Annotated in this window: 24 protein-coding genes; 6 read left to right on the top strand and 18 right to left on the bottom strand. The window is 73.2% G+C overall.

The window, feature by feature from the left end; all coding sequences use genetic code 11:
- The first annotated feature begins 77 nt into the window (after positions 1 to 77).
- From AB0P07_RS09095 to AB0P07_RS09085, 3 genes are all read left to right on the top strand, one after another.
- The gene (locus AB0P07_RS09095) at positions 78 to 1,583 is read left to right on the top strand and encodes a phosphatase PAP2 family protein (protein ID WP_365547243.1); all 1,506 of its coding nucleotides are present in this window, start codon (positions 78 to 80) and stop codon (positions 1,581 to 1,583) included.
- A gap of 89 nt (positions 1,584 to 1,672) precedes the next feature.
- Positions 1,673 to 2,494, top strand: coding sequence for a class I SAM-dependent methyltransferase (locus AB0P07_RS09090; protein WP_365547240.1), 822 nt, complete (start codon positions 1,673 to 1,675; stop codon positions 2,492 to 2,494).
- Between the two features lie 54 nt (positions 2,495 to 2,548).
- On the top strand, positions 2,549 to 2,719 hold the full coding sequence (locus tag AB0P07_RS09085) for a hydrophobic protein (RefSeq protein ID WP_365547238.1): 171 nt from the start codon (positions 2,549 to 2,551) through the stop codon (positions 2,717 to 2,719).
- A 65-nt stretch (positions 2,720 to 2,784) separates the two neighbouring features.
- Here AB0P07_RS09085 and AB0P07_RS09080 read toward each other — a convergent pair whose 3' ends face one another.
- From AB0P07_RS09080 to AB0P07_RS09020, 13 genes are all read right to left on the bottom strand, one after another.
- Positions 2,785 to 3,099, bottom strand: coding sequence for a gas vesicle protein K (locus tag AB0P07_RS09080; protein ID WP_365547235.1), 315 nt, complete (start codon positions 3,097 to 3,099; stop codon positions 2,785 to 2,787).
- A 1-nt stretch (position 3,100) separates the two neighbouring features.
- A complete protein-coding gene (locus AB0P07_RS09075) occupies positions 3,101 to 3,283 on the bottom strand; it encodes a gas vesicle protein (protein WP_003972471.1) in 183 nt (60 codons plus the stop codon).
- The gene (locus AB0P07_RS09070; protein WP_365547232.1) at positions 3,280 to 4,074 is read right to left on the bottom strand and encodes a GvpL/GvpF family gas vesicle protein; all 795 of its coding nucleotides are present in this window, start codon (positions 4,072 to 4,074) and stop codon (positions 3,280 to 3,282) included. Before AB0P07_RS09070 ends, AB0P07_RS09075 begins: the two co-directional genes overlap by 4 nt.
- Positions 4,071 to 4,397 carry a gas vesicle protein gene (locus AB0P07_RS09065; protein WP_073730590.1) on the bottom strand — a complete coding sequence of 109 codons (327 nt, stop codon included), beginning with the start codon at positions 4,395 to 4,397 and terminating at the stop codon, positions 4,071 to 4,073. The genes AB0P07_RS09070 and AB0P07_RS09065 overlap by 4 nt, the downstream gene beginning before the upstream one ends.
- Positions 4,394 to 5,548, bottom strand: a complete 1,155-nt coding sequence (locus tag AB0P07_RS09060) for an SRPBCC family protein (RefSeq protein ID WP_365547229.1) — start codon at positions 5,546 to 5,548, stop codon at positions 4,394 to 4,396. Before AB0P07_RS09060 ends, AB0P07_RS09065 begins: the two co-directional genes overlap by 4 nt.
- The gene (locus tag AB0P07_RS09055) at positions 5,545 to 6,180 is read right to left on the bottom strand and encodes a DNA primase (RefSeq protein WP_365547226.1); all 636 of its coding nucleotides are present in this window, start codon (positions 6,178 to 6,180) and stop codon (positions 5,545 to 5,547) included. The genes AB0P07_RS09060 and AB0P07_RS09055 overlap by 4 nt, the downstream gene beginning before the upstream one ends.
- On the bottom strand, positions 6,177 to 6,440 hold the full coding sequence (locus AB0P07_RS09050) for a gas vesicle protein GvpG (RefSeq protein ID WP_365547224.1): 264 nt from the start codon (positions 6,438 to 6,440) through the stop codon (positions 6,177 to 6,179). The genes AB0P07_RS09055 and AB0P07_RS09050 overlap by 4 nt, the downstream gene beginning before the upstream one ends.
- Positions 6,441 to 6,444: 4 nt before the next feature.
- Positions 6,445 to 7,218, bottom strand: a complete 774-nt coding sequence (locus AB0P07_RS09045) for a GvpL/GvpF family gas vesicle protein (protein ID WP_365547222.1) — start codon at positions 7,216 to 7,218, stop codon at positions 6,445 to 6,447.
- Complete coding sequence (locus AB0P07_RS09040; RefSeq protein ID WP_030178468.1) at positions 7,215 to 7,652, bottom strand: gas vesicle structural protein GvpA; 438 nt, start codon at positions 7,650 to 7,652, stop codon at positions 7,215 to 7,217. Before AB0P07_RS09040 ends, AB0P07_RS09045 begins: the two co-directional genes overlap by 4 nt.
- Before the next feature lie 71 nt (positions 7,653 to 7,723).
- Entirely contained in the window at positions 7,724 to 8,107 is a 384-nt protein-coding gene (locus AB0P07_RS09035) for a gas vesicle protein (protein ID WP_365547219.1), read from the bottom strand.
- Positions 8,108 to 8,172: 65 nt separating this feature from the next.
- Complete coding sequence (ligD, locus tag AB0P07_RS09030) at positions 8,173 to 9,087, bottom strand: non-homologous end-joining DNA ligase (RefSeq protein WP_365548113.1); 915 nt, start codon at positions 9,085 to 9,087, stop codon at positions 8,173 to 8,175.
- Between the two features lie 50 nt (positions 9,088 to 9,137).
- Positions 9,138 to 10,985 (bottom strand): transketolase, encoded by a 1,848-nt coding sequence (locus AB0P07_RS09025; protein WP_365547216.1) that lies wholly within the window; start codon positions 10,983 to 10,985, stop codon positions 9,138 to 9,140.
- Complete coding sequence (locus tag AB0P07_RS09020; protein WP_365547213.1) at positions 10,982 to 13,198, bottom strand: FAD-dependent oxidoreductase; 2,217 nt, start codon at positions 13,196 to 13,198, stop codon at positions 10,982 to 10,984. Before AB0P07_RS09020 ends, AB0P07_RS09025 begins: the two co-directional genes overlap by 4 nt.
- Positions 13,199 to 13,379: 181 nt before the next feature.
- Here AB0P07_RS09020 and AB0P07_RS09015 point away from each other — a divergent pair, with 181 nt between their 5' ends.
- Positions 13,380 to 14,342 carry an LLM class F420-dependent oxidoreductase gene (locus AB0P07_RS09015; RefSeq protein WP_365547211.1) on the top strand — a complete coding sequence of 321 codons (963 nt, stop codon included), beginning with the start codon at positions 13,380 to 13,382 and terminating at the stop codon, positions 14,340 to 14,342.
- A 106-nt stretch (positions 14,343 to 14,448) separates the two neighbouring features.
- Here AB0P07_RS09015 and AB0P07_RS09010 read toward each other — a convergent pair whose 3' ends face one another.
- Positions 14,449 to 14,982: a phage holin family protein gene (locus tag AB0P07_RS09010; protein WP_365547209.1), complete on the bottom strand. Its 534-nt coding sequence runs from the start codon at positions 14,980 to 14,982 to the stop codon at positions 14,449 to 14,451.
- Between the two features lie 80 nt (positions 14,983 to 15,062).
- Between AB0P07_RS09010 and AB0P07_RS09005 the strand changes: the two genes are divergently transcribed.
- Entirely contained in the window at positions 15,063 to 15,413 is a 351-nt protein-coding gene (locus tag AB0P07_RS09005; RefSeq protein WP_102931879.1) for a VOC family protein, read from the top strand.
- Between the two features lie 40 nt (positions 15,414 to 15,453).
- Here AB0P07_RS09005 and AB0P07_RS09000 read toward each other — a convergent pair whose 3' ends face one another.
- The gene (locus AB0P07_RS09000) at positions 15,454 to 17,478 is read right to left on the bottom strand and encodes a DUF5107 domain-containing protein (RefSeq protein ID WP_365547206.1); all 2,025 of its coding nucleotides are present in this window, start codon (positions 17,476 to 17,478) and stop codon (positions 15,454 to 15,456) included.
- Between the two features lie 171 nt (positions 17,479 to 17,649).
- On the opposite strand from AB0P07_RS09000, the gene AB0P07_RS08995 reads away from it, so the two are divergent.
- Positions 17,650 to 17,997: a DUF6204 family protein gene (locus tag AB0P07_RS08995; RefSeq protein WP_365547203.1), complete on the top strand. Its 348-nt coding sequence runs from the start codon at positions 17,650 to 17,652 to the stop codon at positions 17,995 to 17,997.
- On the opposite strand, the gene AB0P07_RS08990 is transcribed toward AB0P07_RS08995, so the two are convergent.
- The 3 genes from AB0P07_RS08990 to AB0P07_RS08980 are packed head-to-tail and all read right to left on the bottom strand — an operon-like array spanning position 17,969 to position 21,444.
- Positions 17,969 to 18,541 carry a GNAT family protein gene (locus tag AB0P07_RS08990; protein ID WP_365547200.1) on the bottom strand — a complete coding sequence of 191 codons (573 nt, stop codon included), beginning with the start codon at positions 18,539 to 18,541 and terminating at the stop codon, positions 17,969 to 17,971. The two genes, AB0P07_RS08995 and AB0P07_RS08990, sit on opposite strands and share 29 nt — an antisense overlap.
- 18 nt (positions 18,542 to 18,559) lie before the next feature.
- Positions 18,560 to 19,492 carry an LD-carboxypeptidase gene (locus AB0P07_RS08985; RefSeq protein ID WP_365547198.1) on the bottom strand — a complete coding sequence of 311 codons (933 nt, stop codon included), beginning with the start codon at positions 19,490 to 19,492 and terminating at the stop codon, positions 18,560 to 18,562.
- The gene (locus AB0P07_RS08980; protein WP_365547196.1) at positions 19,489 to 21,444 is read right to left on the bottom strand and encodes a prolyl oligopeptidase family serine peptidase; all 1,956 of its coding nucleotides are present in this window, start codon (positions 21,442 to 21,444) and stop codon (positions 19,489 to 19,491) included. Before AB0P07_RS08980 ends, AB0P07_RS08985 begins: the two co-directional genes overlap by 4 nt.
- Positions 21,445 to 21,499: the final 55 nt, after the last annotated feature.

Below are 21,499 nucleotides of genomic sequence, written 5' to 3'. Positions count from 1 at the left end.
TCGGCGGCGGGACGGGGACGCGCGGCACGTGGGAAGCGCCACGGCAGGAAATGCCGCCCGCAGGGTAGGTGGGAGCCATGAGTCCCGACGTAGATTTCACCGCCCCGACGCCCGGCCCGCACCCCCTGCGCACCGGTTTCCTGCGGCTGGACCAGCGGCTGTTCGAGGCCGTCGCCGCCCGTACCTGGCCCGGCGCGGACCCCCTGCTGCCCCGGTTGAGCCGCAGTGCCAACCACGGAGTGCTGTGGTTCGCGGCGGGCGCCGCGCTGGCCGCGACCCGCACCCCGAGGGCCCGGCGGGCCGCCGCCCGGGGCCTCGCCTCGCTGGGTCTGGCCTCGCTGACGATCAACACCCTCGGCAAGCGCTCGGTGCGCCGGTCCCGGCCGGTCCTCGACCCGGTCCCGCTGGTGCGGCAGTTGAAGCGGCAGCCGATCACGACGTCGTTCCCCTCCGGGCACGCCGCGTCGGCCGCCGCCTTCGCGACCGGCGTCGCGCTGGAGTCCCCGGCGTGGGGCGCGGCGGTGGCCCCGGTGGCGGCCGCGGTCGCCCTGTCCCGGGTCTACACCGGCGTCCACTTCCCGAGCGATGTCCTGGCCGGCGCGGCCCTCGGGGCCGGGGCCGCGTTCGCCGTGCGGGGGGTGGTGCCGACGCGAGCGCAGCACGTCCCGCCGGCCCGGCCGCGTGCCGAGGTGCCCGCGCTGCCCGGCGGCGAGGGGCTCGTCATGGTCGCCAACGTCGGCTCGGGCACCTCGGACCGGGTGCGGGCGCTGTGCGACGCGCTGCCCGACGCCGAGGTCGTGGAGTGCGAGCCGGGGGACGTCCGGGCCGAGCTGGAGAAGGCGGCCGGGCATGCCCGGGTGCTCGGTGTGTGCGGCGGCGACGGCACCGTGAACGCGGCGGCCGAGATCGCGCTCCGGCACGGGCTGCCCCTCGCGGTCCTGCCCGGCGGCACGCTCAACCACTTCGCCTACGACCTGGGCGTCGAGGACGTACGGGACCTGTGCGGGGCGCTGGAGCGGGGCGAGGGGGTGCGGGTGGACGTGGGCCGGTTCGCCTCCGGCGGGCGGCGCGGCGTCTTCCTGAACACCTTCAGCCTCGGTGTGTACCCGGAGCTGGTGAACGAGCGGGAGCGCTGGTCGCCGCGGATCGGCGGCTGGCCGGCCGGGGTGCTCGCGGCCGTGCGGGTGCTGCGCGCCGACCGGCACCCGCTGGAGGCCGAGGTGCGCGGCCGCAGGCGTCCGCTGTGGATGCTCTTCGCGGGCAACGGCACCTACCACCGCCGGGGGCTGGCCTCGGGGCGCCGGCTCGACCTGGCGGACGGCCAGTTGGACGTGCGGGTGGTGCACGGGGGCCGCCGGCCCGCCCTGCGGCTGCTGTCCGCGGCCCTCGCGGGACCGCTGACCCGCTCCCCCGCCCACGCCGCGGTGCAGGTGCCCCGGCTGCGCCTGTCGGGGGTCGCGCCGGGCACGCTGATGGCGTACGACGGCGAGCTGACCGAGACCGAGGGCGACCTGACGCTGGAGAAGCTGCCCGAGGCGCTCACGGTGTACCGGCCGCTGCCCGGCGGCGGGCTGCTTCCCTGACACACCGTCAGTCCATATATCAATACGGAGATCTCACCATGCGGCTGCCCGGCGTACCGTGAGCGCACTGTCGGGAGAGGGGATCCACCATGCCGAAGCCGCATGAGACCGCCGTCTACACACACGGGCACCACGAGTCCGTGCTCCGCTCGCACACCTGGCGCACCGCCGAGAACTCCGCCGCCTACCTGCTGGGATCGCTGCGGCCGCACATGCGGATCCTGGACATCGGCTGCGGGCCCGGCACCATCACCGCCGACCTGGCGGAACTGGTTCCGGACGGCCACGTCACCGGCGTGGACCGGGCTCCGGAGATCGTGGCGAAGGCCCGGGCCACGGCCGCCGGGCGCGGGCTGACCAACACCGACTTCGCGGTCGCCGACGTGCACGCGCTGGACTACCCGGACGACACCTTCTGCGTGGTCCACGCCCACCAGGTGCTCCAGCACGTGGGCGATCCGGTGCTGGCGCTGCGGGAGATGCAGAGGGTCGCGAAGCCGAACGGGATCGTCGCCGTCCGCGACTCCGACTACGGCGCCATGACCTGGTACCCCGCCTCCCCGGGCATGGACGACTGGCTGGACCTGTACCACCGGGTGGCGCGCGCCAACGGGGGAGAGCCCGACGCCGGACGCCGACTGAAGGCCTGGGCGCTGGAGGCGGGGCTCACCGACATCACGGCGACCTCGGCCACCTGGACCTTCGCCGCGCCCGAGGAGCGGGAGTGGTGGAGCGGCCTGTGGGCGGACCGCACCCTGGCGTCGGCATACGCGGAACGCGCCATCGAGGGCGGTCATGCGACGCCGGAGCAGCTGCGGGCCGTCTCGGCGGCCTGGCGGGAGTGGGGAAAGCGGCCGGAAAGCTGGTTCAGCGTCCTGCACGGAGAAATTCTGTGCCGAAAGGAGGCCTGACCGACGCCTGTCCGGTGAATTTCGGGAAACCAGTACGACAGGAGGTTATACATTATGGTTCCGCTTCTGCTCGTACTGCTTCTCGCGATCGTTCTTTTCGGTTTCGGGTTCGCGGTGAAGATTCTCTGGTGGATCGCTCTGGCGGTTCTGGTCCTGTGGCTGATCGGTTTCCTGGCCCGCGGGACGAAGACCGGTGGCGGCAGGGGCCGCTGGTACCGGTGGTGAACGACCGGTGACGCACGGCCGGTAACGAACGGCCGGTGACGAGGCTGCTGCCCCGGGAGTGAGGCTCACTCCCGGGGCAGCAGCGGTCCCAGCGGCCCGAGGTCCAGGTTCAGGTCCTCGGGCCGCAGTCCGTAGCGGTCGCGCAGTTCGGTCATGCGGTCGTCGAGGAGCATCAGGGTGAGCCCGATCCGCTCCTCCTGGTCCTCGCTCAGGTCACCCTCGTCGACGCGGCGCAGCGCCTGGCGTTCCATGAGCTGGCGCAGCAGCTCGACGACCGTCAGCACCAGTTTCATCAGGTCGCGCTCGACCGTGTCGGGGTCGAGGTCGAGGCGGCGCGCGCGGGGCTCGGCCGGTTCCGGATTCCCGGGGTGTTCGGCCATGTCAGTCCCCGAACGGTGAGGGGACGTTGCGGTTGACCGAGCTGATCAGCGCGTTCAGGTCGATGCGGACCAGGTCGACGTCCGCGATGCGCAGCGTGACGTCGCCGGTGATGACGACTCCGCCGGCCAGCAGCCGGTCGAGCAGGTCCACTAGGGCGATCTCACGGCGCTCCACGACGGTCATGATCCCTCCCCCGCGTTCTCTCCGGCGAAGGAATAGGCCGCCCAGGGCCCGGTGAGTTCCACACGGATTCCGGGCACGTCGTCCTTCGTCCGGTCGACCATTTCCACGAATTCCTCGGATGCGTCGCGGCGCACCAGATAGGCGGCGTTGAGGACGTTTCGCCCGGCCGCCCCGGAAAGGCGCGGATTCTGTGGTGCGTGCAGCCGCGCGTCGTCGGCCCGGCCGGACAGCGTCGCGTGCAGCCCCGTGGCGAACTCCTCGGCCCTGCTCCACAGGTCGTCGCTCGCCCGGGACTGCCGGCGCCGCTGCCGCAGGTAGTCCCGGCCCGAGACGGGCTTCGGCGCGGGCGGGGCCGACCGCCCGGCCCCCGCCTGCTCCGACTGCTCGGTCTTCTCCGTCTCGACGTACACCTTCACGCCCCACTCCACCCGCCCGTCCAGCCGGTCGAGCGTGCGCCGGAAGGCCGCCTCGCGCTCCTCCAGCATCACGCGTACGCCGCTGTCGTCCCGGAAGACGGTGGCCAGCCGGAGCGGCAACGGGGTGGTGACGGCGGTGAGAGCGTCGACGACCTGCTGGTGGGCGCGGGCGGTGGCGGTCAGCCAGTCCAGGTCCTCCAGGTGGGCGCGCAGCTCCTCCTCGCTGAAGTCGGCCTCGGGCACATGGCTGACGACGGCGACAAGGTCGCCGTGCGGCAGCAGCCGTGGTGGGTCGCCCGCGACCCCCGTGAGCTGGGTCTGCAGCGCCGCGTCGAAGGGACGGCAGACGGCGTAGACGTAGCGCAGTCCGGTCACGGCGCCTCCCTCGGGACCCGGCCCGGATCCAGCTCACGCAGGCGTTCACGCAGCGCCGCGTTCTCCCGGGTGAGCTCGTCGTGCCGGGCGCGCGAGGACAGGGCGGGATCGCTCTCCCACCAGTCGATGCCCATCTCCTTGGCCTTGTCCACGGAGGCGACGACGAGCCGCAGCTTGATGGTCAGCAGCTCGATGTCGAGCAGGTTGATCTTGATGTCGCCCGCGATCACGACTCCCTTGTCGAGCACCCGCTCCAGGATGTCGGCGAGGTTGGCGCTCTGTCCCTGGCCGTAGGGATCGGGCAGCCGACTGGGGGTGGTCATCGACGGCTCCCGCCCTCGGCGTCCTCGTACTCGTCACGGGACGCGTACTCGTCCTCCCCGGCTTCCTTGTCCGCCGGGGGCTCCTCGTACTCACCCTCCGGTTCGTCCTCGTACTCGGGGTCGCCCTCTTCCTCCGGCTCCTCCTCGTACCCGCCCTCGGGCTCTTCCTCGTACTCGCCCTCGTACTCGCCCTCGGGCTCCTCGTCGTACTCGGCCTCCGCCTCGCCCTCGGACTCCTGCTCCGGTTCCTGCTCCCGGTCCTGCTGCTCTTCCTCCTCCGCGACCGCGTCCTCGTGGCTGCGGACGACCTCGCCGTCGCGGATCTCGCCGCGCCAGCCGTCGTCGGCCTCGCCCTTGAAGGTGATGTGACGGACGTAGTTCTTCAGGTCGAGCCGGGCCCGGCGGCCCTGGGCGCGCCAGATGTTGCCGGTCTTCTCGAACAGGCCGCTCGGGTAGTACTCGATGACCAGGACCACACGGGTCAGGCTGGGAGCGAGCTCGTGGAAGCTGACGACGCCCTTGGTGGAGCCCTTGGCACCCTCGGACGTCCAGGAGATCCGGTCGTCGGGCACCTGCTCGGTGGTCGTCGCCTTCCAACTGCGGTTGGACCAGAAGACCTTCAGCTGCCAGTCGGAGGTCGTGTCGTCGGCACGGTTCGCGCTCTTGACGCCCTTGGAGAAGGTGCTGAAGTCCTGGTACTGGGTCCACTGGTCGTAGGCGGTGCGCAGCGGTACGCCGACGTCGACGTATTCGATGATGACGGTGGGCTTCTGGCCGCCGCCGCCCTTCTTCCCGCCCTTGCCGCCGGTGAGGTTCTCGAAGGCGCCGACCACGTTGTCCTTCACCTTGCCGGCGCCGACCTCGAGGGCGGCCCGCATCGGGCCCTTGCCCTCGGCGAGCTTGCGCCCGCCGTCGAGGGCGAGCTGGGCGAATCCGGGGCTGTTGCCCTCGGCGATGTCGTTGAGTTTGCCGGTGGTCTCGCCGAGCTTGGTGCCGAGGCCGGTCAGCAGCCGGGTGGCCTGGGCGGCGAGGTAGTCCTGCACCTCTGCCTTCAGGCGGTCGGCCGCCTCGCTCTGCGCGACGTCGGCCAGCGGGTTCTTCTTCGCGGCGTCTCCCGCCTTGGAGGCCGCGGATCCGAGGGTGTCGCTCATCGCTCACCACCGCCCTTCGACTGGCGGGCACCGGACGTCTTCTTGGCGGCCGCCTTCTTCGCGGGCTGGGCCCGCTTCGCCGCCGCCTTCCTCGCGGGCGCCTTGGGCGCGGCCTTCTTCGCGGGCGACTTCTTGGCCGTCTTCCGCGCTTCGGGCGGAGCCTTCCTCGTCGGCCGCTCACTCCGCGGCGCGCGCCGTTCCCCGCGCTCGTCGTGCTCGCGCTCATCGCGCTCGTCGTGCGCCTCGTACTCCGAGTCCTGCGACTCGTCCGAGTCGCGGGAGTGGTCGGATCCGACGCCTGGCGCCTGAGACGCCACGCCGGAGAGCTGGTCGCGCACCTCGGCGGTGCGCCCGTGCAGCCGGTCGGCCAGCGCGTCCAGCTGCCGCTCGACCATGGCGCCCGAGGCCGCCTTGCCCACGCCCCGCAGATCCGTGCGCAGCTGGTCCCCGATCTCCTTGAACTGGGGGTTGTTCTGCAGTTGTCCGGAGACCAGTTCGGCGATGCCCTTCGGGGTCAGGTTCATCTTCTTGCCGGCCACCATGGTGCCCACGGCGACCGCGAGTTTCAGCTTCTTGGTGCGTCCCAGCAGATAGCCCGCCCCTATCGCAAGGCCCAGTCCCGTTCGGTTCATGGTGCCGTCCCGTTGCCCAATCCCGCGCTCGTGCGCGTAGCGATCTCCAGCCGGTCCAGAAGCTCGTCCTCCTGTCGGTCGAACTCCTCCTCGGTGATCTCACCGGCCTCCAACTGCTCCTCCAGGCGGGCAAGCTCGGCTCGCACGGTCGCGGGGTCGTAGTAGATGCGCTCCGCCTCGCTCAGTACCTGTCTGATGGCCCAGCCGCTGCCGCGCACCGGCGCGAGCGGCAGCAGCAGGACTTCCGAGAGCAGCCCCATGTCGTCACCCCGCTCCGGCGTCCGCCCCGCCGGCCGCGGTGCCCGCGGGCTCGGCCGGGCCGGGCTCGACGAAGCTGTACGGCGGCAGCGGACCGTTCAGTCGGACCTCCACGTGCGGCATGTCGCCGCGGGCCCGCTCGACGGACTCCAGGAAGTCGTCGGCCGCCTCCCGCTTGACCAGGAACGAGACGTTGGCCAGCCAGCCGGTGGACTCGGGACCCACGCTCACGGCGTCGGCGGCCGGTTCCAGGGCGCGCTCCAGGGTGGTGGCGTCCTCGGCCTCCCTGGCCTTGACCGCCTCGGCGACCATCTCGCCGAGCCGGATCTTCGTCTCGTACGTTCCGCCGCCCGCCTGCCGGTTGGACTCCGCGAGGGCGCGGATCTCGGGGTTCTGGGCCATCACGTGATGCAGCACGGCCTCTTCGACGTGGGTGGCCTTGACGTTGTACTCGACCCGGCCGTCCAGCGCTCCGAGACGCTCCGCGTAGTGTTCGGCGCGCTCGGCGAGCACCCCGGTGACCGCCTTGTCGTCCGGGGCGACGCTGCCGAAGCGCATGGGCAGCACGCAGCCGTCCGCGCCGACCTCGCTGAGCACGTTCTGGTGGGCGAGCAGCTCCCTGCGCTTGGGGCGCAGCCCCTCGGGTGCGTCGCTGACGACGGCCGCCAGGTCGCCCTCCTTGAGGATCCGCACCTCGCGCGGCGGATCACCGACCCCGCCCGTGCCCTCGGGGAGCGAGGGATGCGTGGCGGCGGTGATGCCGTAGACGTACGTACTCACTCCTGCTCCTCCTTCCGGCGCGAGGGCGCGGCCTTGCGGGCGCGCGGTCGCGACGAGGTCTCGCGCTCGGAACCGCCCTCGTCACGGGCCTGCTTGAACGCGTCGGAGATGGTCTCGGCGGCACCGGACAGCGCCCCCTTGGACTTGCCACGGGCTCCGGACTCGGTCATCTCGCCGACCAGGTCGGGCAGTCCCGGGTCCTTGCGCGGCCCGGCCTCCAGGTCGAGCCGGTTGCACGCCTCGGCGAAGCGCAGATAGGTGTCCACGCTGGCGACGACGACACGGACGTCGATCTTCAAGATCTCGATGCCGACCAGGGAGACACGCACGAAGGCGTCGATGACGAGCCCCCGGTCCAGAACAAGCTCAAGCACGTCGTAGAGGCCGCTGCTGCCGCCTCCGCCGCCGGTCTGTTGTGCCGGTACGACAGTCATGCCTGCAGTTCCTCCATCTTGTCGGTGGTCTGGGTGGTGTGCGCGGGTACGGGCGGGCGCCGTGCGCCGGCCTAGCGGCTGCCACGGGCGTCGGCCCGGCCGCGCTCGTAGCGCCGTACACGCCGGTAGCCCGTGAGCTGCCCCTCGGCGTCCAGTTCCACCCGGTAGCTCGCCATCAGGCTCATGGTGTCGGGGACCCGCTCCAGCTCCAGGACCTCGATCTCCAGCGCCCAGCCCTCGTCCGTCTGCTCGAAGGACGACACGGACTCGGCGGTCACCCCGGTGAGCTCCGCCAGCTGGGCCCGCGCCTCGCGCAGAACCTCCATCGGCTTGGGACGGCGCGGCTCCTGTGGCGACTGTGACGCTTGAGCCTTCTGAGTCTTCTGCGATGTATGCGGCTTTCGTGAACTCTGTGGTGCGTTGTGCGAGTCGGATGTGCTGTTCGTGTTTGGCATGGCCACCTCCCCCTCCGTGTGGCCGCAGGTGTGTTCGCCAAACCTCGCCGAGTTGCGCGGCTCGCTCAGTCGTGCATGGCGTTCAGCCGCCGCCGGGCGGGGCCCAGGGCCCGGGCGTGGTCCGTGAGCCCGGCCCAGGGCCTGGTGCGGGCCTGTTCCACGGCGTCCGCGATGGTCCAGCGGCGGGCGTGCAGGCGGGGGTCGTCCAGTTGGTCCCAGGAGATGGGCGTGGCCACGGGGGCGCCGGGGCGGGCGCGCACGGTGAAGGGGGCGACCGCGGTCTGGGCGTAGGCATTGCGCTGGATGTCGAGGTAGAGGCGGTCGCCGCGGTCCTTCTTGCGGGCCGCGGTGGTGAGCCGGTCGGGGTGGGCCGCGGCCAGCACGTCGGCGACGGCCCGCGCGAAGTCGCGTACGCCGTCGAAGTCCTGGCGGCCGTCCAGCGGCACGACGACGTGCAGCCCCCGGGAGCCGGTGGTCATCGGCGCCGAGGGCAGCTTCAGCTCGTCGAGCAGCTCGCCCAGCAGCCCGGCCGCCGCCCGGGCCGCCTCGAAGTCGTCTCCGGCCGGATCGAGGTCGAAGACCATGCGGTCGGGCCGGCCGATCCGTCCGGTCCGGGACAGCCAGCGGTGCAGGGTGAGTGCGGCCTGGTCGGCGAGGTGGACGAGGGTGGCGGAGTCGTCGCAGACGGTGTGGCGGACCGTGCCGCCCTCCTTGCCGACCTCGACGCGTTCGATCCACTCCGGGTAGTGCTCCGGGGTGTTCTTCTGCATGAACCGCGGTCCGTCGATCCCGTCCGGATGCCGCTCCAGCATCAGGGGGCGGCCTCGCAGGTGGGGCAGCATGAACGGGGCGACCGCCCGGTGGTAGTCGACGAGATCGCCCTTGGTGTACTCCTTCGGGTCCTCGGCGCCGCCCGCACCGGCCGGGAACAGCACCTTGTCCGGCCGGTGGACCTCCACGGTGCGGCGCCCGGCCCGCACGGTCCGGGCGCCGTCACCGCCGCTGCCGTCGTTGCGGCCCCCGCGCCCGCTCACGGCACGATCGCCTGCTCCACGAGCATTCGCGCGGCCGCCTCGATGGACTCGGCGTCGATCCCCGCGGCGTGCAGCTCCTCCGCCGGGGTGGCGGAGCCCGGCATCGTCGTGACCGCGAGGCGCACCAGCCGGGGCACGGGCCGTCCGTCCGTGAACGCGTCCAGGACGGCGTCGCCGATGCCGCCCTCGCGGCGGTGGTCCTCCACGGTCACCAGGCAGCCGGTCTCCTCGGCGGCCGCGCGCAGCGTGGCCCGGTCGACGGGCTTGACGGAGTACAGGTCGATCACCCGGACCGGGATGCCGTCCGCTCCGAGGGCGTCGGCCGCCGCGAGCGCCTCGTGCAGGGTGACGCCGGCCGCGACGAGGGTGAGCCGGTCGGCGTCGGAGGAGCGCAGCACCTTGCTGCCGCCGACGGGGAACTCCTCGTCGGGTCCGTAGATCACCTTGCTCTCGCCGCGTGAGGTGCGCATGTACCGGATGCCCTCCAGGCCGGCCATCTCGGCGACGAGGCGCGCGGCCTGGTTGGCGTCGCACGGGTACAGCACGGTCGAGCCGTGGACGGCCCGCATCATCGCGAGGTCCTCCAGGCCCATCTGGCTGGGTCCGTCCTGGCCGATGGCGACGCCCGCGTGGGAGCCGACGAGGTTGATGCCGGAGCCGCTGATCGAGGCCATGCGCACGAAATCGTAGGCGCGGGTCAGGAAGGCGGCGAAGGTGGTGGCGAACGGCACCCAGCCGCGCGCCGCCATCCCCACGGCGGCGGCGACCATCTGCTGCTCGGCGATGTAGCACTCGAAGTAGCGCTCGGGGTGTTCCTTGGCGAAGAACTCGGCCCGGGTGGAGTCGCCGACCTCGCCGTCGAGGGCGACGACGTCACCGCGCGCGGTGCCCACGGCGGCCAGCGCCTCACCGAAGGCGTTGCGGGTGGCGATCTCGTCGCCCTTGTCGTAGCGGGGCAGCTCGGTCTGTCCGGTGCCCGTCGAGTGCAGGGCCCGGGCGTCCTCGGGCGCGTGCACCCGCACCGTGAGGTCACGGGCGCCGCCGAGTTCGGCGACGGCCTCCTCGGCCTCCGGCAGCGGCTTGCCGTGCTGGCCCTCGCGGTCCTCCACGGCCTTGACGCCCTTGCCCTTGAGGGTGCGGGCGATGATCGCGGTGGGCTGTCCCCTGGTGGACAGGGCCTCGCCGTAGGCGCGGTCGATGGCGTCGACGTCGTGGCCGTCGATCTCGATGGTGTGCCACTCGAAGGCCCGGAAGCGGCGCGCGTACGCGTCGAGGTCGTGGCCGTGCCGGGTGGGGCCGCGCTGGCCGAGCCGGTTGACGTCGACGATCACGGTGAGGTTGTCGAGGCGCTCGTGCCCGGCGTGCTCGGCGGCCTCCCACACGGATCCCTCGGCCATCTCACTGTCGCCGCACAGCACCCACACCCGGTAGTCGGTGTGGTCGAGGCGCTTGCCGGACAGCGCGATGCCGACGCCCACGGGCAGCCCCTGCCCGAGCGACCCGGTGGCCGTCTCGACCCACGGCAGCCGCTGCGGCGTGGGGTGCCCCTCCAGGCGGCTGCCCAGCTTGCGGAAGGTGAGCAGTTCCTCGTCGTCGATGGCGCCGGCCGCCTTGAAGGCGGAGTAGAGCAGGGGCGAGGCGTGTCCCTTGGAGAGCACGAAGCGGTCGTTGCCGGGGTGGGCGGGGCGCCCGAAGTCGTAGCGGAGGTGGTTGGCCAGCAGTACGGCCATCAGGTCCGCGGCGGACATCGACGACGTCGGGTGCCCGGACCCCGCGGCGGCAGACGCCCGTACGCTGTCCACGCGCAACTGCTGTCCGAGGTCGACGAGTTCACCGGTGTTCATGAGTCTCCTTCCGCGGTGCGGCCGTCGGTGCGCCTGACCGGGCCGGGGGCGATGTCGGGTCCCGGGAGCGGCTGGTTCGCCGGCGGTTCGGGACCGGGGTCGGTGGGCGGGCCCGCGGACCGGCTCGGTCCGGACGGGGCGGTGGGGCGTTTGCCGGCGGAGCCCGCACCGGCCGCACGCTGGTTCTTCCCCGGTCTGCCGGAGCCTCCCCGGGCGGGGCGCGGTCCGGCGGCTTCCACGGCGCGACGTGGCTTGCCGGACGCGCGGGGCGAGCCGGACGGCCCCTGCTTCTGCGTACGCCGCTCACCGTGCGGCTGGTTCTTCGCGGGCTCCCCGCCGGGCTGGTTCTTGGCGGGCTCGCTGCCGGGCTGTGCCTTGGCAGGCTCGCTGCCCGGTTGTGCCTTGGCGGGCTCGCCGCCGGGCTGGTTCTCGGCAGGCTGGCCGCCGGACTGACTCCTGGTGCCCTGGCCGCCGGGCTGGTCCCTGGCGGGCTCGCCGCCGGGCTGTGCCTTGGCGGGCTCGCCGCCGGGCTGGTTCTCGGCAGGCTGGCTACCAGACTGACTCCGGGCGCCCTCGCCGCCGGGCTGGCCCCTGGCCGGTTCGCCACCCCGCTGTGCCTTGGCGGGCTCGCCGCCGGGCTGGTTCCTGGCAGGCTGGCTGCCGGACTGACTCCGGGCGCCCTCGCCGCCGGGCTGGTTCCTGGCAGGCTGGCTGCCGGACTGACTCCGGGCGCCCTCGCCGCCGGGCTGGCTCCTGGCAGGCTCGCCACCCGGGCGGGAGCGCGCCGGCTCGCTGCCCGGATGGTTCTTCGCCGCCGCGTCCTTCGTCGTGCCGCCGGCCTGCTCGCCCGTCGGCTCGGTGTCCGACCGCTGCGTGTCGGGCGACGCGGGCCTCCGGTCCCCCTCCGGTCGCCCTGGCACCCGCGCGACCTCGGGCGACGACGACTCCAGCGGCACGGACCAGGACCGTACGAGGCCGAGCTGTACGGCCTGGCGGGGCAGCACCGCGTCGAGCAGCCAGTCCGCGGCGACCCGGACGCGGTTGCCCGGCATCGCCGCGAGATGGTAGCCGCGGGTGACCGCGCCCGCCGCCGGGCCGGACATCGGCACGCCGAGCGGATTGGCGGCGGCCTTCGCGCCGCCGAGGTCCACGACGAACCCCATGTCACGGTGGCGGTAGGCCCGCCGCTGCCCCCGGCCGAGCGACGCGACGACGTTGTGGGCGCAGACCTTGCCGTGCCGCCAGGCGTGCTGGGCGGTCATCGGCGTGTACTGGCCCGGCTGGTTGAGGTCGGGTACGGCGGCCACGTCACCGCAGGCGAACAGCTCGGGCCGGCCCGGCACCTGGAGGTGCGGGTCGACGAGCAGCCGACCGCGTTCCATGGGCAGGCCCAGGGACTCCACCAGCGGGTCGGGCCGCACGCCCACGCACCACACCAGCGTGCGGGTGTCGACGCTCGTGCCGTCGGTCAGCACCACCCCGTCGTGCGTGGCCTCCTTCACGGAGGTCCCCATCCGCACCTCGACACCGCGCTGCCGCAGGACCCGCTCGGCGGTGCGGGAGAGCCGTTCGTCCATCTCCGGCATGACCCGGGGCGCCACGTCGAGCAGCATCCAGCGCGGCCGCATGCCGGTGCGCATCGGGTGCTTGCGAACCTGTGCGTCGGTGTACATCGCGCCGTGCGCGGCGACCTCGGTGCCGGTGTAGCCCGCGCCTACCACGACGAACGTGCATCGCGCGGCGCACTCCGCCCGGTCGTCCGCCGCCGCGGCCAGCTCCACCTGCCGGGTCACGTGGTCGCGCAGGTAGAGCGCCTCCGGCAGCCCGCGGAAGCCGTGGGCGTGCTCGGCGACGCCGGGGATGGGAAGCAGCTTGTTGACGCTGCCCGCGGCGAGCACCAGCCGGTCGTAGGGCAGGGTGCCCCCCTCGCCCTCCGGGCCGGTGTAGTGAACGGTGTGCCCGTCGAGGTCGATGCCGTCGGCCGCACCGAGGACCAGCCGTACGTGCGGCAGCGTGCCCGACAGGGACACGCTGACCCGACGCGGTTCCAGGATGCCGGCGGCGACCTGGGGCAGCAGGGGCAGGTAGAGGAAGTAGTCGGTCGGGTTGAGCAGGGTGATGTCGGCCTGGTGCCGGGTGAGCCGGGACAGGGTGCGGGCCGTCCGGTACCCGGCGAAGCCGGCACCGACGATCACGATGCGGGGTCGGCTCACGGTTCGCCTCCGGGCTGTCGCGTACCTCGTGAGCCTTCCGCGTCCCCTTGACCAGGGCGCCCAAACGTCCCCGGCGCGGCCTCGCCCCACCGGCGAGGAGGCCGCCGTGCCGCCGGTTTCCGGCCCGGTGCCCGGGTACCCGGCCCCGGACCCACCCGCTCCCTGTCGGAGGCACCCCCTCATGCCCGAGTACGGCTACTTTCTCTCGTGCGAGCAGTACGGCCCCGCTGAGCTGATCGAGCAGGCCCGGATGGCCGAGCAGGCCGGTTTCCAGGCACTGTGGATCTCCGACCACTACCACCCGTGGAACGGCGAACAGGGCCAGAGTCCGTTCGTGTGGTCGGTGATCGGCGCGTTGTCCGACGCCGTGTCCCTGCCGATCGAGACGGCGGTGACCTGCCCGACCATGCGCATCCACCCGGCGGTGGTGGCGCAGGCCGCGGCGACCAGCGCGGTGATGACCGACGGCCGGTTCCGGCTGGGCGTCGGCACCGGCGAGGCGCTGAACGAGCACATCTTCGGCGACGCCTGGCCGGCCGCGCACGTACGCCTGGAGATGCTGGAGGAGGCCATTCTGATCATCCGCCGGCTGCTCACCGGCGAGGAGGTCAACCACCACGGCGCCCACTACACGGTGGAGAACGCCCGTCTGTACACGGTGCCGGACGAGCCGGTCCCGATCGACATCTCGGGCTTCGGCCCTGCGGCCACGAAGCTGGCGGCCCGGGTCGGCGACGGCTACATCACGATGATGCCGGACGCCTCGATGGTGGAGCAGTACCGCAAGGGCGGGGGCGGCGGCCACCTGGTCAGCGGCGGCACCAAGGTCTGCTACGACACCGACAAGGACGCGGCCGTGCGCACGGTGCACCGGCTGTGGGCCAACGAGCAGCTGCCCGGCGAGCTGGGCCAGGTGCTGCCCTCGCCGAAACACTTCGAGCAGGCGCAGACCCTGGTCACCGAGGACATGGTCCGCGACAACCGGGTGTGCGGCGCCGACGTGGACGAGCACGTGGCGGAGCTGAAGCAGTTCGCCGACGCCGGCTTCGACCGGGTCTACGTCAACCAGATCGGCCCGGATCTGCGCGGCTTCTTCGACCTGTACCGCACCAAGGTGCTGCCGCAGCTCCAGCAGAGCGCCTGACGCACGGCCCGTCGGGCACCTGACCGGCACGACACGGCACACCGCACGAGAAGGCGCCCCGCACGGAAAAGGCATCCGTGCGGGGCGCACCCCTGTCCGCGGCCGGTCAGCCGCGCTCGCGCCCGGCCTCGGGGTCGATGTCGTCCTGGCGCGGAGCCGCCGGTCCGGTGCCGCGCGGTGCGGGCGTGCCCGCGCCCGGGGCGCCGGTCGCCGCGCCCGCACCGCAGGGTGCGACGGGTGGCATCGGCGGGTACGGCACACCGCCGGGGCCGCTCGGGGGCCCGCCGGGCGCGCCGCCGCCGACGACGTGCTCGTGACCGGCGCCGTGGGCGGAGCCCGGTCCGGAGGCGTGCGGCCGGGCCGCGCCGCGCAGCAAGTACGCCACGACGCCCAGGAGAACGGCCGTGATCAACGCCGCGGCCCAGCCCGGCAGTACGACGGCGAGTGCCAGTCCCACGGCAAGCGCGACGGCGGCGCCCGCGTACAGGGCTGCCGTGCCGGACGCGGCGTACAGCGCGGCCTTGCGGCGCTGCCTGCGGGTCTGTTGGCGCAGTTCGTCCCGCACGGTCTCGCGTGCCACCTGCGCCAGCTCGTCGACCAGTTGCCTGTCCAGGTGTTCCAAGTGATCCATGCGGTCCATGTGTTGCGGGTACCCGCGGACCCGTCTTCCATGGCCGGACCGGCGGCGACCGGCCGGTGGACGCAACTAGGCTCCTCCGTATGGACATTCTGGGAGCCACACTGCGCATCTACGTCGACGACCTGGACAAGGCGATCCCCTTCTACGAGGGACTGGCCGGCGGCGAGGCCCTCCGTTTCGAACGCGGGGGGGTCCACGTCGCCGCGGTCGGCTGCTTCCTGCTGATGAGCGGGCCCGAGTCCCAACTCGAGGTGTTGCGCAAGGTGGCCGCGACCATCGCCGTGACGGACGTCGAGGAGACGCACCGCGTCCTCGGCTCACTGGGCGCGGACATCATCGCCGGCCCGGTCGCCACGCCCGCCGGCCGGAACCTGATCGCCCGGCACCCCGACGGGGCGATCTACGAGTACGTGGACCGGCAGCAGAAATAGACCCGCCGGTCCGGTTGGACCGGCGGGCGGGGCGTTGGGATCACTCCCGGTCCGGCCGCATCCGGAAGTCGTAGCGGGGCGGGAGCGGTGCGTCGTCGAGGCGGGCCCACAGCCGGCCTGTGCTCTCGGCGCCTTCCCTCAGATCGGCGACCTCGAAGCCCTCGTCGAAGACGGCGCGCGCCTCCTTACGCCGGCCCTCGGCGGCCAGCAGCTCCGCCTCGATGAGGCGGAAGCGGCCCCGGGCCCGCGTCGCCGGTTCCAGCCGCTTCCACACGGCCCGGGCGTCTGCGGTGCGCCCGGCCGCGAGCAGCGCCCCGATCGCCTCGCCGCCGAGCGCGGCGGCGACGGCCGTCCACCGTCCGTCCCCGCCCGCGTCCTGCGGCCCGGCCGGCCGGCGTGCGCAGAGGTCGGCGAAGGCCTCCGCGTAACGGTCGGCGGCGCGCTCGTGGTGGCCGTCCTCCCGGTCGGCCACGGCGAGGCAGCGCAGCAACGGCCAACGGTCGGCGGCGGTCCTCGGGCCCTGGGCGTTCCGGGGGCTCTGGGCGCTTTCGAGCCTCTGGAGGCTCTGGAGTCCGCGTTCCCAGCTGCGTACCGCCTGTGCGCGGTCGCCGCCGTGCCACTGGGCGACGCCGAGGTGGTACTCGGCCAGGGGCGTGGCGGCCGTCGTCTCCAGCATGTCCCGCCAGGGCCGGGCGACCAGCGTCCCGCCGGGCGGTTCGCGGTGCTCCGGCTCGGGCAGCGAACCGGCGCGCAGCAGGTGCAGCCAGGGCCGCTGCTGCTCGCCGAGGGTGTCCTCGTCGAAGGGCGTGCCGGGCAGTTTCCATCCGGCCCGCAGTACTTCGAGGGCGCCCCAGCCCGACCCGGTGGCCAGGCGCTCGCCGGGCTCGGCGTCGGCGTACAGCAGCCAGGCGTCGTAGGCACCGTCGACGTCGGCCCGCGGCAGGGCGGCCTCCAGCCGGTCCTCGGCCCCGCGCAGGACGGCGTGCCAGTCGCCCTCGGGCGAGGCGTCGAGCGGTCCGTAGGCCTCCAGCCAGGAGACCTCTTCCTCCGCCTCCAGCCTGACGTGTTCGAGCTGGGTGCGGACGAGCCCGGCCTGGATCTCGCAGTAGCCGCCGGTGCCGGGTTCGGTGAGCCACTCCTGCCAGCGCCGTCCGCCGGGCCCGGTGCCCCACACGAACAGCTTGCGGCCGCGCAGCACGTCGGTCGAGGTCTGCACCAGCCCGTGGCCGTGCTCGTCGAGGGCGGCGATCCAGCGGCGCCGGCCGTCCGGCACCTCGTAGAAGTAGTCTGCGGCGTAGGTGCTGTTCGGTGGGTACGTCCGGTCGATCCCGTCGTACTCCGGGACGGGGACCCGGCGCAGTCTGCGCTCGTAGCCGAAGTACCAGGCCTCGTCGGCGGGGGCGAGGACCCGGCGGTCCTCGGGGACGGCGATGTTGGACCACCAGTAGGTGGGCACCGGGTGCTCGTGCGGGTTGCGGATCCGGGCGCCGACGTAGAGGAAGTCCGAGCCGTCCGGCAGCCACAGGTCGACCTGGAAGGGCAGGTCGCGCAGCCGCTCCCACTCCCACAGACGCAGCATCTGCCCGCCGTCGGGTGCGGGGACAAGGGCAGCGTGCACGGGTGAGCAGGACAGCGTGGTGTGGCCGGTGGCGCCGATGTTCCACTCGATGCCGCCGGAGAACCAGGCACCGTTGAGGGCGAAGTTGGCGGGCTGGAGTACGGGGTTGACGTAGAGGAGTTCGCGGTCGGTCGGCTTGTGGCGCAGGGAGGCGATGCGGCCGCCGAGGGCCGGCAGGACGGTGACCCTCAGCCGGTCGTTCTCGATGACGAGGGCGTCCAGCCCGCTCGGTTCACGTCCGCGTCCGTAGCCGTCGCGGACCTGGGCGGGCAGCAGGCTGCGCAGTGGCGCGTAGTCCACCTGACGGGCCATGTCGCGGGGCAGGTCCGCCCGGTCCCGGTCGTCGATGCGGTGGACCTCGTCCAGGGGGCGCAGCGGCGGCAGGGGGTTGTCCGGGCCCAGCGGCGCGGCGGGCAGGGTCAGTACCTCGCGTCGGATCGTCGTCACGCTTCCCCATGGAAGCCGCTCATCGCCCCGGTGAACAGGGCCTCCGTCGGCCGGGCCGGGGCGATGTGGCTCACGTTTAATCCGCTGGGACGCGGTGGGGGCGGGGACGTAGGGTCGGGCGGTCGGCGCGCCCACGAAGGCCGGGGCCGGGACGAGGGAAGAGAGCAGCGCGTGAGTGAGCAGCACACCTACCGGGTGATCGTCCGGGGCACCTGGGACGGTCTGAACGAGGAGGCCCGGGCCCGGTTGCTCGCCGAGGCGGGCGAGCACGGGATGGCGAGCATGCGGTTCACCGAGGAGGGGTCGCTGTCGTACGAGCCCGCTCCGCTGAAGCACTTCTCGATGCGTTACGTGGTGGTGTCGGACGCGGCGGACGGCGAGGAGATGGCGGGGGCGATCGCAGAGGACCGGGCGGAGGGTGCGCTGCGCGGTCTCGGCTACGGGTTCCGCGACCTGCGGTGCACGGTGACGGACCTGGACACGATGAAGGTCAACCGGAAGTCACGGTCTCGGCGGTGATCGCCCAGCGCTGGTGGTCGCGCCAGGCGCCGTCGAGGTAGAGCATCCTCGGCGAGAAGCCCTCCAGGTGGAAGCCGCAGGAGCGGGCCAGTGCGATCGAGGCGGCGTTGCCCGGCTGGACGTTGATCTCCAGTCGGTGCAGCCGCATCGGCCCGAACGCGTACCGCACCACCAGGTCCAGCCCTTCGCGCATCAGCCCGCGGCCCGCCGCGTGTGCGAAGGCGCCGTAGCCGAGCGCGCCGCTGAGGAATCCCCCCTCGACGATGTTGTTGATGTTCACGAACCCGGCGATGGAGGCACCGGGCCCGTCCCCGGAGGCCGGGTCCTTCTCGCAGACCAGGAACCCCGCCTTGGTGCGGTCCTCGATCAGCCGGCCCGCGTAGGCCTCGTACGCCTGGGCGCTGTCCGGCGGGAAGAGCCAGGGGTGGTGCAGGTCCTTGCTCTCCCGGGCCCGGGCGGTGAACTCGGCACCGTCCTCGTAGGTGAAGTGCCGGATGCCCACGCGCGGGCCCTCGGCGAGGTGACGGGACGGGGTGTGCGGCATGGGGTCAGCCTACGACGGTCAGCGCAGCGCCGGCCGGTCCAGGGTCAAGGTGCCCGCGTCCGCGTCGAGTTCCGCCGGTATGCCGAACGGGACGGTCAGCGCGCCCACGCAGTGCCCGAAACCGAAGCCTTCGACGACGGGCACGCCGAGGCCGCCGAGCCGGTCGGCCAGCAGGGGCCGCAGCCGCTCGTAGGGGTCGCACTCCTCCCAGGAGCCGAGCAGCACGCCGGCGACCCCGTCGAGCCACCCGGCGCGCAGCAACTGCGTGAGGTAGCGGTCGACGCGGTAGGTCTCCTCCCCCACGTCCTCCAGGCACAGCAGCCCGCCGCGCGCGGAGGAACGGGCGTGCGAGGTGCCCAGTTCGGCGGCGAGCAGGGCGAGGCAGCCGCCCAGGGTGACGCCGCGGGCCCGGCCCGGCACCAGGAGTGTGCCGTCGGAGGGGATCACGCGGACCGTCTCCGGGGCGAACAGGGTGGCTCTCAGGTGCTCCTGTGCCCGCGCGTTCTTGATGAAGTCGGCCGCCGCCGTCATCGGTCCGTGCAGGGTGGCCAGGCCGAGGCGGGTGGCGAACGCCTCGTGCAGCACGGTGATGTCGCTGAAGCCGACGAGCACCTTCGGACCGGCCGCGCGCATCGCCGCCCAGTCGAGCAGGTCGACCATGCGCTGTGCGCCGTACCCGCCGCGGGCGCAGAGCACCGCGTCCACGGACGGGTCGCACCAGGCGGCCTGGAGGTCGGCTGCCCGGTCGGCGTCGGTGCCCGCGAGGTAGTCGAAGGTGCCGTGCCGGTTCAGGACGTGCGGGGCCACGACCGGGTCGAGGTCCCAGCCGCGGAGCACGTCCAGGCCCGCCTGGATCCGCTCCTCGGGCACGGGTCCGCTGGGTGCGACGACGGCCACCCTGGCTCCGGGAGCGAGCCGCGGCGGCCGGACCAGCTCTCTCACCCGGCTCATCGGGACAGCTCCAGGGTCGGGACGCCGGGCGGGGTCAGACCGAAGGTCTGGGCGTACAGCGAGAGTTCGGCCTCCAGGGCGCGCACCATGGTCTCCGCCCGGCGGAATCCGTGTCCCTCTCCCTCGAAGGTGAGGTAGGCGTGCGGCACTCCTCGCCCCGCCATCCGTGCCAGGAACCGCTCGCACTGCACGGGCGGGCAGATCACGTCGTCGAGCCCCTGGAGCAGCAGGAACGGGGCGGTGACGCTCTCGGCGTGCTCGGCGGGCGACCGCTCGGTGTAGCGGTCGGGGACCTCGGCGTACGGGCCGATCAGGCTCTCCAGGTACTGCGACTCGAAGTCGTGGGTCTCCCCGGTGCCCCAGCCGGTGAGGTCGAGGATCGGGTAGAGGATCGTGCCGCAGGCGTAGACGTCGGTGCCGGCCAGCGACGCGGCGGAGGTCCAGCCGCCCGCGCTGCCGCCGCGCACGGCGAGCCGCTCCGGGTCCGCGGTGCCTTCTTCGGCGAGGGCCAGGGCGACGGCCGCGCAGTCCTCGACGTCGACGACCCCCCACTGCTCGCGCAGCCGGTTGCGGTACTCCCGGCCGTGTCCGCTGGAGCCTCCGTAGTTGACCTCGGCGACGCCGATGCCCCGGGAGGTGAAGTAGGCGATCTCCAGGTCGAGAACGAGCGGGGCGCGGCTGGTGGGGCCGCCGTGCGCCCAGATGACGTACGGCGGAAGTTCGCCGTCCGGGGCCCGGCAGCCGGGGTTGTGCGGCGGGTAGAGGTGGGCGTGGATCTCGCGTCCGCCGGGGCCCTGGAAGGTGCGGATCCGCGGCTGCGGGTAGTAGGCGGGGTCGGTGGCGTCCTGGTGGGGCGCGCCGATCACGCGGGCGCGGCCGGTGCGGGCGTCCAGTTCGACGACCTCAAAGCCGCTGTGGGCGCTGGCGCCGACGCCGACGACCCGCTCGCCGTGCGCGGCGAGGGCGGGCGCGAACTCGGTCCAGGGGCCCGCCGCGTCGACGACCTCGCCGGTCTCGGGGTCGAGTATGCCGAGGACGGCGGCGCCGCGGCCGTGCAGGACCGCGATCAGGCCGCTGTCCAGGGGCGCGAACCAGCGCTGCCCGAACTTCCACAGCGGCCCGCCGAACTCCTCCTCACGGGCGCACAGGGGCTGCCCGTCGCGGTAGAGGTTCCACCAGCCGGTGCGGTCGGAGACATGGAGCAGGGTGCCGTCCGGTGCCCAGTCGGCCTGGGCGATCGACTCCTCGGGTCCGCCCGCGACGGTCCGGGCGTCCTGGAAGGTGCCCTCGGGGCCGACCGCCGCGACGATCAGCTCGGTGCCGTCCCAGGGCATGCGCGGGTGGTCCCAGGCGAGCCAGGCGGCGCGGCGCCCGTCGGGCGAGAGCCGGGGCCCGGTGACGAAGCGGTGCCGCTCGGGGGCGAGTTCGCGGACCGCGCCGCGGTCGTCGGCCGCCGAGCCGTCCAACGGCACCGCCACGGGCACGCGGCGCAGATCGGTGGGGCCCTCGCCGGTGAACTCCTCCAGGACGCACCACACTTCACCACGCTCGGGGTGCGGGTCCGGTTCGATCCAGCGCAGTCCGCCGCCCACCGTGGACAGCGGTGTCAGGGGGCGAGGTTCGTCGCCGCCCGGCGTGCAGGCGTACAGCCGCTGGTCGGCGAAGTTCACGAAAACCACGAAGGGGCCGGAGTCGGTCGTGACCGCGCCCCAGGGCCGGCCACCGTACTCGATGACGCGGCTGCGCACGTTCCACGGTGCGGGCAGGACCGGCTCCTCGGTGCCGTCGGCGTGCCGCCGCACCAGGGTGCGCCGTCCGCCCTCGGTGGGCCGGGGCGCGGTCCACCACACCTCGTCGCCGACGAAGGCGACGTCGTCGGGCCGTCCGTCGTGCGCGGCGGCGAGGGCCGCGTCGACGGGCGAGGGCCACGATCCGTACGAAAGAGTCGACACTGACTCCCCCACTTCTCCTCCAACAACTGCTCGTTCGTTCGGGCGCAGGGCCCCG

The sequence above is a fragment of the Streptomyces sp. NPDC085944 genome, assembly GCF_040686295.1.
Lineage (GTDB): Bacteria > Actinomycetota > Actinomycetes > Streptomycetales > Streptomycetaceae > Streptomyces > Streptomyces salinarius.
This window is presented reverse-complemented; position numbering and strand designations above follow the sequence as displayed.

Bases quoted from the DNA above. Each gene is read 5' to 3' on its own strand.
- AB0P07_RS09095 (WP_365547243.1), top strand. From the start codon at position 78: ATGAGTCCCGACGTAGATTTCACCGCCCCGACGCCCGGCCCGCACCCC.
- AB0P07_RS09090 (WP_365547240.1), top strand. From the start codon at position 1,673: ATGCCGAAGCCGCATGAGACCGCCGTCTACACACACGGGCACCACGAG.
- AB0P07_RS09085 (WP_365547238.1), top strand. From the start codon at position 2,549: ATGGTTCCGCTTCTGCTCGTACTGCTTCTCGCGATCGTTCTTTTCGGT.
- AB0P07_RS09080 (WP_365547235.1), bottom strand. From the start codon at position 3,099: ATGGCCGAACACCCCGGGAATCCGGAACCGGCCGAGCCCCGCGCGCGC.
- AB0P07_RS09075 (WP_003972471.1), bottom strand. From the start codon at position 3,283: ATGACCGTCGTGGAGCGCCGTGAGATCGCCCTAGTGGACCTGCTCGAC.
- AB0P07_RS09065 (WP_073730590.1), bottom strand. From the start codon at position 4,397: ATGACCACCCCCAGTCGGCTGCCCGATCCCTACGGCCAGGGACAGAGC.
- AB0P07_RS09060 (WP_365547229.1), bottom strand. From the start codon at position 5,548: ATGAGCGACACCCTCGGATCCGCGGCCTCCAAGGCGGGAGACGCCGCG.
- AB0P07_RS09055 (WP_365547226.1), bottom strand. From the start codon at position 6,180: ATGAACCGAACGGGACTGGGCCTTGCGATAGGGGCGGGCTATCTGCTG.
- AB0P07_RS09050 (WP_365547224.1), bottom strand. From the start codon at position 6,440: ATGGGGCTGCTCTCGGAAGTCCTGCTGCTGCCGCTCGCGCCGGTGCGC.
- AB0P07_RS09040 (WP_030178468.1), bottom strand. From the start codon at position 7,652: ATGACTGTCGTACCGGCACAACAGACCGGCGGCGGAGGCGGCAGCAGC.
- AB0P07_RS09035 (WP_365547219.1), bottom strand. From the start codon at position 8,107: ATGCCAAACACGAACAGCACATCCGACTCGCACAACGCACCACAGAGT.
- AB0P07_RS09025 (WP_365547216.1), bottom strand. From the start codon at position 10,985: ATGAACACCGGTGAACTCGTCGACCTCGGACAGCAGTTGCGCGTGGAC.
- AB0P07_RS09015 (WP_365547211.1), top strand. From the start codon at position 13,380: ATGCCCGAGTACGGCTACTTTCTCTCGTGCGAGCAGTACGGCCCCGCT.
- AB0P07_RS09010 (WP_365547209.1), bottom strand. From the start codon at position 14,982: ATGGACCGCATGGATCACTTGGAACACCTGGACAGGCAACTGGTCGAC.
- AB0P07_RS09005 (WP_102931879.1), top strand. From the start codon at position 15,063: ATGGACATTCTGGGAGCCACACTGCGCATCTACGTCGACGACCTGGAC.
- AB0P07_RS08990 (WP_365547200.1), bottom strand. From the start codon at position 18,541: ATGCCGCACACCCCGTCCCGTCACCTCGCCGAGGGCCCGCGCGTGGGC.
- AB0P07_RS08985 (WP_365547198.1), bottom strand. From the start codon at position 19,492: ATGAGCCGGGTGAGAGAGCTGGTCCGGCCGCCGCGGCTCGCTCCCGGA.